Raw genomic sequence first — 11,184 nt, 5'->3', positions numbered from 1 at the left:
CTGGGCAACATCGCCACCGCCAGTTCCAGATCCACTACTATTGCTAGCACCAGCAGCACTACCATTACTCCCCTTCGACTTACTGACTTGAGTCACCGCTCCATCAGGGCGTTGAATCATCAGTTCCAATACCCGTGTCCGCGACTTGGTATCAACACCAAGGATTTGGACATATTCACCCTGATGTTCATCCAGAACCGCTGTGATGCTTGCCAGTACACTGCTTTCACCACCTTGAGCGATCGTTGCACTAGTCCACGAACCAGTCCGGAAGCGACGAGCATCGGCGTATTCTGCGCCCACCCGATAGCCCTGGCTCAATAAACGCCGAATTTCTTGGCGAACGCTGTCACTAATACTACTCATATCTTCGGTTCCAGTTAAATTATCGATAATTTAGATAATAATTTCTTCTTTATAAGGCATCTCGTTTGCTGTATGTCAAGTCATTGCCCACTGCGACTGTATCCACGATCGCCACAATCAGCGCATCGACAGGATAGCGGTCTTTGGTGGAGATCTGACGCGCAGCACTACCCCGACTTACTAAAACTACTTCTGTTAAACCTGCGCCAACACAATCAGCGGCGACTTCGTACTCTGGCAGGTCGTTACCCGCCGCATCCAGCATTTGCACGAGCAAAAACTTTGTCCCAGTTAAACTTGGTTCTTTGTGGGTACTGACCACAGTACCCAGTACTTTAGCTAGTTTCATCTAGCTTTAAGAACGTCTACTGCCCATTGCCAAGGGGCCTGGACCATTTAAGCTGTCGCGGAATTTCTCTACGTCTTCAGTGTAGTTCATTGGCAGTACGTACTCTAGGTTCTCGTGCGGACGCGCAATGATGTGCGTAGACAAGACCTGACCGCCGTTGACGCGTTTGACAGATTCTACACCTGCGGATACGGAAGCCTGAACTTCCGAAACATCGCCACGGACGATGACAGTCACGCGACCGCTGCCGATTTTTTCGTAACCCACGAGGGTAACGCGGGCGGCTTTAACCATCGCATCAGCAGCTTCTACTACTGCGGGAAAGCCCAGTGTTTCAATCATCCCAACTGCAATTGACATTATCAATGACTCCTAAATTTTTTGACTTTAAACGCGATCTTTATAGCTAACTTCAACTAGACGCGGAATTTCTCGACATCTTCGGTGTAGTTCATTGGTAAGACGTACTCTAGGTTCTCGTGGGGACGAGCAATGATGTGAGTCGATAGCACTTCACCACCATTGACGCGCTTAACGGATTCCACACCTGCGGATACGGAAGCTTGTACTTCAGAGACATCACCACGGACAATGACAGTTACCCGACCGCTGCCAATTTTCTCATAGCCGACTAGTGTGACTCGTGCGGCTTTAACCATGGCATCGGCAGCTTCCACAACAGCAGGAAAACCTTTGGTTTCAATCATTCCCACGGCAATAGACATATATTTTTCGTCCTTAGATTATTTTGTAGTTAACGAGGCGATCGAAATGTTTCGACCCCATTGATTTTTCGGAGCATGTACTGATTGTTTCCATAGACTTTTATCTATGAAAAACCCAGCACTATGCATCTGCTAAAGTCAAGCATAGACTGAGACGTGACGCTTTGGCAATATAAGCAACAATTTTATTTTATTAATTAAGGTATCAGAAAGTTTTATGTGATGACGGCGATCCCCGCGCTAACTAATTCGGCTTAAATTGACAAAGTTGAACTAATATGCTAGCGCAGAAAGCCGCGATTTATTTCACCGGACGGTGAATCAGCTTTTCGATCGTCCGTTTTTTGGCTTGTTGGTCTACACCAATGATGCGGACATAGGATTTGGGACGATCGCTAACGATCGATTCCAACGCGCGCACGATTTCCGCAGCAGTTCGACCGCCAACTTTTCCACCCGTTTCCCAAGCATTGCTCTTGTAGCGACGCTCGTCGGCAAATTCGGTAAAGATCGCACACCCCTGAGCGACGAGCCGCGAAATCGTCTCGACGACATCTAAGGCTAGAGTGCTGCTAGTGACGGGAGTAGAGCTATGACTCACTGATGTTGGTGCTGGCTGACTCAAACCGATCGAAGCTATTGGCGCAGGCGAAATCGCCACACCAGGACGATGGACGATTTTTTCAGCGATGCGGCGTTTGGCGTGAGGATCGACCCCAATAACGCGGATGTAATCGTTGGGATGGTTGCCGATGCAATTAGCGATTGCGCTGAGAATTGCCGTCTCAGTTTGGGATTCGATCCGATCGCAGCTATGCCAAGAACTAGTCTGGAACCGCCGTTTATCAGCGCGTTCGACTGCTATTTGAGAGCCTTGGCTCAAGAGTTGACGCACGAGGGTGACGGTATCGTCAGTTACACCCGTGGGTGCAGCTCCTCGGCTGGGTAAATCGCAGCTAGGATGGATGCTGGGTGCGGGAGCGGAGCTGAGGCGATCGGTCGCCATTGGAGCCGCAGCACGATCTCCAGGTCGTTGAATGATGGTTTCGAGTACCCGCCGTTTGGCACGGGTATCGATCCCGATCAATCGGACGTATTCGCCGCTATGTTCGTGCAGGCAATTTTCCAAACCGCTGATAATTTCGCTTTCGCGGTTGGTATTCAATGACGCGCAACTATTCCAGGAGCTAGTCTGGAACCGCCGCTTGTCAGCATGTTCCGTCCCCACGCGATAACCCTGTGCCAGCAGATTGCGGACATTGGCAATGACATCGGGTGCCAGACTCGAAGATCGATCGTCATTGGTGCTACTAGCTAGCGGGGAATGGTGCTGCTCAGTACGCCGATCGTTAGCACGGAAAGCATCGTTCGTGCTAATGATGCCAGCGGCAAACTTGAGATCTTCGGGGAGTACATCTGAGAGGCGATCTGCTTGTTGCTGGTTGGTGACAATTGTCCCCGATGGCACGTATTTACCAGGGGGAATCTCGACATCCTGAATCAAAGCGTGCATCATCACCATGCAACCATCGCCGACTCTAGCGTTGAATATTGTCGATCGAAGGCCGATAAAACAATCATTACCCACGTAAGCAGGGCCGTGAATTATTGCCATGTGAGCGATCGAAGTGTTCTTCCCGATCCACACCGAGTATGGCTGGTTATCATCACCCAGCACTCGCCCCTGCTCTAAACCGTGAATGACCGCCCCATCTTGAATGCTGGTATTGGCACCGATCGCAAACGGATTACCTTCATCAGCCCGAATCGAAACGCCTGGGGAGATCGTCACATTAGCATCGATCCGCACATCGCCAATGATGTTAGAAAAAGCATGAACGTAAGCACTAGCATGAATCTTTGGCTCGACCAAGCTCTGCGACCACGGTGTCGGTGGTGAAGCGGTAACATTACTCTGGGCTACTATCATTATCTAAAAATTTTCCTTACATGAATTATGAGGCGATCGCACCGGGCAGTTCGATCCTCACCAATAGCCGCCAAACTCGCACAAGCTCTGGCTTATACTCTAATAAAATGAGTCTTGACGGTAAAAGCTTTTAAAAGCTTTTTCGGGATTGGGTTGCTGCCACCGCAACAAATATTTGACGGAACGCCCAGATTATCGATCGGTCAGATATTTTGATTTTTAAGTAAGTGCTAGGTCAAATTTTATAGACACAAAAATTCAGGCTCTAGCAACAATCGGCAAAAGCTAAGATGATTATGGGTCGGTAAAACCTAGAATTGTGCTTACGATACAGACAACAATACCGTTTAGGCGATCGCTTTGGCAATATAATACAAAATTATTCTTATCGATCTGTGGCATAAGCTAGGCTAATCATCTATGTAGGTTTTAGGTTTTAGGTTTTAGGTTTTAGGGAAGAAGGGTAAAGGGTAAAGGGTAAAGGAAATCTCCCAGTCTCCCCGTCTCCCCATCGCCCCACACTCCCAATCTCTCTTCCACGCGATCGGTAGGTTCTGATAGATAATAAGTGAGGGCTGAAAATTATGCCTTCAGTTGGGATCGCTGGCTGCGGATAGTCTGGCGATCGACCGAGCGACTTTAAAAAATCAACTTTAATAAACTTAATCCACGGATACTCGATCGCGATTTATGGAACAAATGTTGCTGGAGACTGGCTGGCTGATACCTTGCTACGGACTGCTTGGGGCGATTCTCACTATTCCCTGGATGACGAGATTGGTACGTCGAACTGGCCCCAGACCAGCAGCGTACTTAAATATTTTGATGACGACGATCGCCTTTATTCATGGCACCTTCTTGTTTCAGACAATCTGGAACCACGCTCCGTATCGGATCGCGTTTAACTGGCTGACAGTAGCTGATTTGCAGTTAAATATTACCTTTGAGCTGTCATCTGTAAGTGTGGGGGCGATGGAGTCGGTGACAGTGTTTAGCTTGCTGACGCAAGTATTCGCGCTGGGCTATATGGAAAAAGACTGGGCACTGGCGAGATTTTTCGCTTTGGTGGGTTTCTTTGAGGGCGCGATGAGTGCGGTAGCCATTAGCGATTCATTACTAGTCAGTTATGGATTGTTAGAATTGCTCACGTTGTCTACTTATTTGTTGGTAGGGTTCTGGTACGCACAACCGTTGGTAGTCAAGGCGGCTCGCGATGCGTTCTTGACGAAACGGGCTGGCGATATTTTACTGTTTACAGGGGTAATCGCCCTATCGACGATCGTTGGTAGTTTGAATTTTAACGATTTGTATGATTGGTGCGATACTACCGATATTTCGATGACAACCAAGACCCTCATTGGTCTGGCTTTGATTGCGGGGCCGATCGGTAAATGCGCTCAGTTTCCGCTGCATCTGTGGTTGGATGAAGCGATGGAAGGGCCAAATCCGGCTTCGATTCTGCGGAATTCGGTGGTGGTGACGGGTGGGGCTTATATTTTGATTAAAGTTCACCCGATTTTGTATTTGTCGCCAGTAGTTACCACTACGTTGATGGTAATTGGTGCGGTGACTGCGATCGGAGCGACATTGGTATCGATCGCCCAAATCGATATCAAGCGGACGATTTCTTATTCGACTAGTGCTTATTTGGGCTTGGTATTTATTGCCGTTGGTGCCAAATGGATTAGTTTTGCCTTCTTTTTACTCTTCGCTCATGCGATCGCCAAAGCGTTACTGTTCATGAGCGTGGGTTGTGTAATTTTGACGACTAACAATCAAGATGTTAACGAATTTGGCGGTTTGGGTAAAAGTATGCCTGCGACGACGATTGCCTTTGTCGTGGGGACATTAGCGATGACGGGCGTATTTCCGTTAGGTGGATTTTGGGCATTTCAGGAAGGCTTTAAGGATTTGTGGATCGACTATCCGTGGGCGGTGGGAATTCTGTTGGCTGTCAATGGCTTGACTGCTTTTAATCTCACGCGGGTGTTCGGTTTAGTATTTTTAGGCAAAACTCAGCCTAAAACCCGCCGCTCGCCAGAGGTACCTTGGCCATTAGCGTTACCGATGGTTTTCTTGACAATCTTGACATTGTTAGTACCCGTGGTGATGTGGCGATTGTCGTTACTACCAGATTTTGACGATATTAGCGTATTGCAATTTAGTTCGATTAGTTTATTGAGCTTAGTAGGGTTTGTTACGGGCGGATTTTTATATTTTAAAGCCGATCGTCAACCGATTAAACTCCAGTTTACCTGGCTGCAAGAGTTACTTACCTATGATTTTTATGTGGAAAAACTCTACGATAATACAGTAGTTTGGTCGATTCGTACCCTCTCGCAATTTACGGCTTGGATCGATCGATATGTAGTAGATGGTTTGGTAAACCTCGTCGGATTTGCCACGATTTTTAGTAGTGAAGGTTTGAAATATGGTACCTCCGGTCAGGCTCAAAACTATTTTCTGACAATTACTGTCGGTGCAGGCGTGTTGGGATTGATGGTTGCTTGGTTATTTTGGTCGTTCTAATTTAGGGGCTATGTTTGAGGTTGTTTGAATTATGCTGAGTATATTATTAATAGTTCCCTTGTTGGGAGCATTAGCTGTGGCTTGTCTACCCGATCGGACGCGTTCGATCGCCTTTGCTGTCTCGTTTGTCGTTCTCGGTTGGACGGTGTTTTTATTAACACAGTTTAATTTAAGCGATCCGGGGATGCAATTTGTTGAAAATTATACGTGGATCGATACACTCGGTTTATCTTATCGAGTTGGGTTGGATGGTTTATCGTTGCCGTTACTCGCCTTAAATAGTTTGTTAACTGTAATGGCGATTTATAGTAGCGATGAAAAAATCGAACGTCCGCGTCTTTATTACACCCTAATTTTAATTTTGAATGCGGCGGTTAGTGGCGTATTTTTAGCCCAAGATTTGCTGCTATTTTTTATCGCTTACGAGCTAGAACTAATTCCCTTATATCTACTGATTGCCATCTGGGGCGGTCAAAAACGGGCTTATGCAGCTACGAAATTTTTAATTTACACTGCTCTATCCGGCGCGCTGTTATTGGCGGCTTTCTTAGGATTAGCTTGGTTTGGCGGTAGCAGTAGTTTTACCTACGATCCCGCACTCGCGCAGGCTTTGCCGATCGGACAACAGTTACTATTGTTGGGTGCCTTATTATTAGGCTTTGGCATCAAAATGCCGTTATTTCCCTTTCATACCTGGCTCCCAGACGCTCACGTTGAAGCTTCGACACCAATTTCGGTATTGCTGGCAGGAGTCCTGCTTAAATTGGCAACCTACGGCATCTTACGCTTCTGCGTGGGGTTATTCCCGGAAGCTTGGCAGATTGCCGCTCCTTGGCTCTCCTACTGGGCGATCGTCAGCGTTTTGTATGGTGCTTTAATGGCGATCGCACAGACGGATATGAAGAAGATGGTTGCCTATAGTTCGGTCAGTCACATGGGCTATATTTTGCTCGCAGCGGCAGCGAATACACCATTGAGCTTTTCGGCAGCGATGATTCAAATGGTCAGCCACGGGCTGATTTCGGCGGCATTGTTCCTCTGCGTGGGGGTTGTCTACAAGAAAACGCAGACTCGCGATATTAGGGTTCTTGAAGGATTGCTCAATCCCGAACGTGGAATGCCTGTAATCGGCAGTTTGATGATTTTAGGCGTAATGGCAAGTGCAGGAATTCCGGGAATGGTGGGCTTTGTCGCCGAGTTTCTGATCTTCCGCAGCAGTTTCCCAGTTTTCCCGATTCAAACCTTGTTATGCACCATCGGTACGGGATTGACGGCGGTTTATTATCTGTTGCTGATTAACAAAGCCTTTTTCGGGCGGCTCTCACCAAAAGTCCAAAACCTCGAATCAGTCACATGGCGCGAACGCTATCCCGCCATGATTCTCACCATCGCGATCGTTTTATTCGGTCTCCAACCAGGCTGGATTACCCGCTGGAGCGAACCTACAATCGCCGCCACACTACACCACCCACCAGCCATTGTCGCGACTGTAACGAGAGGGAATTAGGCTTTAGGCTTTAGGCTTTAGGCTTTAGGCTTTAGGCTTTAGGCTTTAGGCTTTAGGCTTTAGGCTTTGGAACTGCGTTCCTTTGTGTTTCCTCCCACACCCCCCACAATCCCTATCTATGACCTCCATTAACTCCTGTCACCGTTTTGCTGCCTATATCGATCGATTTTACAACGGTCAAGCTCTCGTACCAGATACACCTCATAATGTTAAAGAGGTAGTCGGTATTTTAGATAGTTACGGCTACGTTCTCAATGAGTATCAAATAAATCTTCAGCACATTTCCAAGGCTGAATTTTTGACAGTTTTTCCATTTTTTAAATACTTTAACAATAAGGTATCGATCGACCAAATTGTCAAGCATTGGTGGCACGATCGGATTAATTTTGAGTATGCCGAATACTGCATGAAAGTCATGCTCTGGCACGGTGGCGGCAAACTAGAACAGTATATTGAATCGCCAGAATTTCGCGAACTAATCGAGCCAGCAATTCAAGCCAAAATTAAAGGTCATCCAATAATTCAACTCTTACATCGCTTCTTTCCAGAATTTTTGCCAGAGCAAGTTCGCCAAATGGTTTACTACAATGCTCTAGGTCAATTTTGGGAAGTAATGTGCGAGATTTTCCTAACTTTAGGGCAAGCTTATAATAAAGGTAAAATTACCACGATTCCGCAGGTTGTGGAGTGGATTAAAGCGGGATTAGTAGCAGCCGCTGGTAATCCGATTCATTATGCGGTCGAAATTAACGGTCGATCGTACGATATCTTACCACCCTCAGCGCAGCTCACTTTTTTGATGGATGTTGCCGTACCGTATGTAGAAGCCATATTCTTTCGCGGTACGCCGTTTTTAGGGGTGGTTTCTTTCAATGCCCAAGCTCATCAAATTCCCGTCCCTCAGGAAGAATTTACCTACGGTGCGCTATATGCCGATCCTTTACCAATTGGCGGTTCGGGGATTCCGCCGACGTTATTGATGCAAGATATGAGGCACTATATTCCACCTTATCTACATGAAATCTATCAGAACACCAAGCGCAAAGAAGACGATTTGCTGGTGAAAATTTGTCAGAGTTTTCAGAAGTCGATGTATTGCGTCACTAGTGCGACGATTTTGGGTTTGGCTCCCCATCCGCTGGATAGTCAAGATCCGCGAGAACAATCAGTGAATATGGCTTACTTTGAGGGCTGGATGGATCGATTGTTAACTTCTCAGTTACCCAATATTCAGGGTTAGATTAACCTAACGTCAGCACTCGATTGAAATCGGTGCTGGTGGTGCAAAGTCAGCCAACGCGGACAGATTAAATATTCCGAGTAGGCGGACTTTGCATCATTAGCCGCGACTTTAGTCGCAGGTAAGCGATAGGTAGCTAATTTAAAGCAGGCAACTTAGTCAATCCGACGACAAGATTGGGGTTATCTTGCTTGAGTTGGGCTTCAAATCCATAGCAAGTTTCATTACCGACTTTTGCTAGCGAACTTTTAGCTTGACAGCGTTCGGAGAGAATTTGGGCGATGGTTGATAATAATAATCGATCGCGTTTTTGATAGGCAACTTCAAATAATTTAATCGATTCGCGTAAATCATCATCATTATTTTTTGCGCTTCCGCGAATGTTGAGCAATTGCGCTTTATAGTAGATCAATTCAGGGTTTTGAGGAGCGATTTTAAGTGCGGCTTCGATCGCATCACTCGCTTTATCGTATTCTTTTAAATCGCGATGTCCGATATACATGCCGCGTAGAGCCAGATAGCGAGGTTCGGCATTTTTAAATTGGTCGATCGCTTGACTGGTATCGGCGAATGGTACGTTAACAGCTAAAAGTAGGTCCATGTAACCTTTAATCAGATTTAATTCTGAGTTGTTAGGGTCGATTTTTTTGGCTTTATCAATATACTCAAATACCTTTTGAAGCTTACCCAAAGCACCCAACGCGCCACCATTAGCTTTCTTGAGTTCGTAAGTAGCCAGAATCGCCAAACCCACGCCTTGATACAAATTCCCGCGCAGCGGATTAGTGGGCATTAATTGTTCGGCAGCTTTGGAAGTTTTTTCGCCATATTCTCTAACTTTCTCAAAATCTCCCGAACTAAACGGATAGAGCGTATTCATCGCATATGTCAGCGGATCGTTAGGTTCGGTTTTTAGTGCCGCATCGAGATGCTGCTTGGCTTTAACATAGTCGCCATCTCGAAACATTGCTTCCTTAGCACGCTCGACATTAGAACCTTGTTTTGCCCTATTCCCAGCAGTCGGGAATACCATATTGCTATTCGGTTTTGGAGTTGCGACTTTGGCAGGGGCTGTTTTCTTACTGGCTACGGCTGGAGCAATTGTAGGGCTAAACTGGCTAATCGGTAAGACGATCGTCGATTGAGTTAGAATCGCAACAGTCGTGAGGGCTAGGGTAGCCTGTAGTGAAAACTTAAATTTCATTAATTCAGTAAGTAGATGTAGATGGATGATGGCAAAAGTATCGAGCTAGATACGCGGTTTTTGAATCCAGCCGCCTCTACCAGTGGCCGATCGATTGCCATATAATTGTCTGTCTGGACGTTCTTGTCGATCGGATGTTCCGCATTTATAGTACATTGTCTCTAGCAGTTGCGATTGCAGACACTCTATCCTTTTCAGGGTCGTCATGGCTTATTCCTCAAGCCTAAAACCTCAAGCCTAAAACCCAACTCCTATCTCGATGCTCAAACTCAAGCGTTTATCTTACCATCCACCAGCCAGCGATCGAGCCATTCTCGAAGATCTTAACTTAGAACTAGCTCCGCAACAATTGGGACTGATTATCGGTGCGAGTGGTTCGGGCAAAAGTACCCTCTTAGAGATTTTATCAGGATTGGCTAGCGGTACGAGTGGGGGCGTATATTGGCGCGATCGGGCGTTAGATGCCGAATTGCTCCAACAACTGGGGGGGCTGGTGTTTCAGTTTCCCGAACGGCATTTTTGCACCAATACAATTTTAGAAGAATTGCGGTTGGGACATCCCGAATTAGGAGCCGAGCGCGTGGAACAAGCTCTGACATCTGTCGGTTTGGCAGATTTGTCGTTACAGTTGTCTCCACATGCCCTCAGCGGCGGTCAGCAGCGACGTTTAGCCCTGGCGGTACAATTAATCAGGCAGCCTCATTTATTGCTATTAGACGAGCCGACAGCAGGCTTAGATTGGTCGATGCGTCAGCAGTTGGTAAACCTCCTTGCTCAGCTCAAGCAGCAATGGACTTTGCTGGTGGTTACTCACGATGCTGGGGATTTATTGGCAATAGCGGATAAATGTTGGCAGATAGATCGAGGGAAGTTGACTGAAGCTAAAATTGTTGATGGTAAATTAGAAAATGCTATTTCCTTTCCGTAGTAATGAGGATAGATAATACTTCGATTTTATTAGTACTATCAGAGATCTTTCTTTTTAACCGCAGAGGCGCAGCGATTTGTGCACGCCTCTGTTCCCCGACGGTTTAGCGGCGTTTTTATTCGGTGGTTCCCCCCGTTGGCGTAGCCTCTCCGTCAGGAGATATAAAAAAACGACAGGACAACAAATCAAGACAGAGGGCGCAGAGAGCATAGAGAGAAGGATAATTTAATCTTCTTTTCAAGGGCGATTTGGGAGGATCTTTGAGGGGCTAAGAGGATGTTTGGAAATACGGAGAGTATAAAATATTCAAGCAAGTCTCCGTAGCATAAGTCGGATCATAGCAATGTGGATGAAAGCCTCTGATGAAGCAGGTAAACGTTCGTAATCAACATTAAGACGGCGACAC

Annotated in this window: 11 protein-coding genes; 4 read left to right on the top strand and 7 right to left on the bottom strand. The window is 46.6% G+C overall.

The window, feature by feature from the left end:
- From RMO79_RS12735 to RMO79_RS12715, 5 genes are all read right to left on the bottom strand, one after another.
- Positions 1-366 (bottom strand): ribulose bisphosphate carboxylase small subunit (locus RMO79_RS12735; RefSeq protein WP_310483537.1); only part of this gene is annotated, 366 nt, incomplete at its 3' end.
- 49 nt (positions 367-415) lie between these two features.
- A complete protein-coding gene (locus RMO79_RS12730; RefSeq protein WP_310483536.1) occupies positions 416-715 on the bottom strand; it encodes a EutN/CcmL family microcompartment protein in 300 nt (99 codons plus the stop codon).
- Between the two features lie 6 nt (positions 716-721).
- Entirely contained in the window at positions 722-1,075 is a 354-nt protein-coding gene (locus tag RMO79_RS12725) for a carbon dioxide-concentrating mechanism protein CcmK (RefSeq protein WP_310483535.1), read from the bottom strand.
- Between the two features lie 56 nt (positions 1,076-1,131).
- Positions 1,132-1,440, bottom strand: a complete 309-nt coding sequence (locus tag RMO79_RS12720) for a carbon dioxide-concentrating mechanism protein CcmK (RefSeq protein ID WP_015161393.1) — start codon at positions 1,438-1,440, stop codon at positions 1,132-1,134.
- Between the two features lie 301 nt (positions 1,441-1,741).
- On the bottom strand, positions 1,742-3,370 hold the full coding sequence (locus RMO79_RS12715) for a ribulose bisphosphate carboxylase small subunit (RefSeq protein WP_310483534.1): 1,629 nt from the start codon (positions 3,368-3,370) through the stop codon (positions 1,742-1,744).
- Between the two features lie 690 nt (positions 3,371-4,060).
- Here RMO79_RS12715 and RMO79_RS12710 point away from each other — a divergent pair.
- The 3 genes from RMO79_RS12710 (at position 4,061) to RMO79_RS12700 (ending at position 8,646) form a co-directional block, all read left to right on the top strand.
- A complete protein-coding gene (locus RMO79_RS12710; protein WP_310483533.1) occupies positions 4,061-5,899 on the top strand; it encodes an NAD(P)H-quinone oxidoreductase subunit F in 1,839 nt (612 codons plus the stop codon).
- Between the two features lie 31 nt (positions 5,900-5,930).
- Positions 5,931-7,406 carry an NADH-quinone oxidoreductase subunit M gene (locus RMO79_RS12705; protein WP_310483532.1) on the top strand — a complete coding sequence of 492 codons (1,476 nt, stop codon included), beginning with the start codon at positions 5,931-5,933 and terminating at the stop codon, positions 7,404-7,406.
- A gap of 118 nt (positions 7,407-7,524) precedes the next feature.
- Positions 7,525-8,646, top strand: coding sequence for a CO2 hydration protein (locus RMO79_RS12700; protein ID WP_310483531.1), 1,122 nt, complete (start codon positions 7,525-7,527; stop codon positions 8,644-8,646).
- Positions 8,647-8,782: 136 nt separating this feature from the next.
- On the opposite strand, the gene RMO79_RS12695 is transcribed toward RMO79_RS12700, so the two are convergent.
- Both RMO79_RS12695 and RMO79_RS12690 read right to left on the bottom strand, forming a co-directional pair.
- Entirely contained in the window at positions 8,783-9,850 is a 1,068-nt protein-coding gene (locus RMO79_RS12695) for a Sll0314/Alr1548 family TPR repeat-containing protein (RefSeq protein ID WP_310483530.1), read from the bottom strand.
- 45 nt (positions 9,851-9,895) lie between these two features.
- Positions 9,896-10,057 (bottom strand): hypothetical protein, encoded by a 162-nt coding sequence (locus RMO79_RS12690; protein ID WP_310483529.1) that lies wholly within the window; start codon positions 10,055-10,057, stop codon positions 9,896-9,898.
- A gap of 52 nt (positions 10,058-10,109) precedes the next feature.
- Between RMO79_RS12690 and RMO79_RS12685 the strand changes: the two genes are divergently transcribed.
- Complete coding sequence (locus tag RMO79_RS12685) at positions 10,110-10,778, top strand: energy-coupling factor ABC transporter ATP-binding protein (protein ID WP_310483528.1); 669 nt, start codon at positions 10,110-10,112, stop codon at positions 10,776-10,778.
- The last annotated feature ends 406 nt before the right edge of the window (positions 10,779-11,184 follow it).

Source organism: Chamaesiphon sp. VAR_48_metabat_403, assembly GCF_031422475.1.
Lineage (GTDB): Bacteria > Cyanobacteriota > Cyanobacteriia > Cyanobacteriales > Chamaesiphonaceae > Chamaesiphon.
This window is presented reverse-complemented; position numbering and strand designations above follow the sequence as displayed.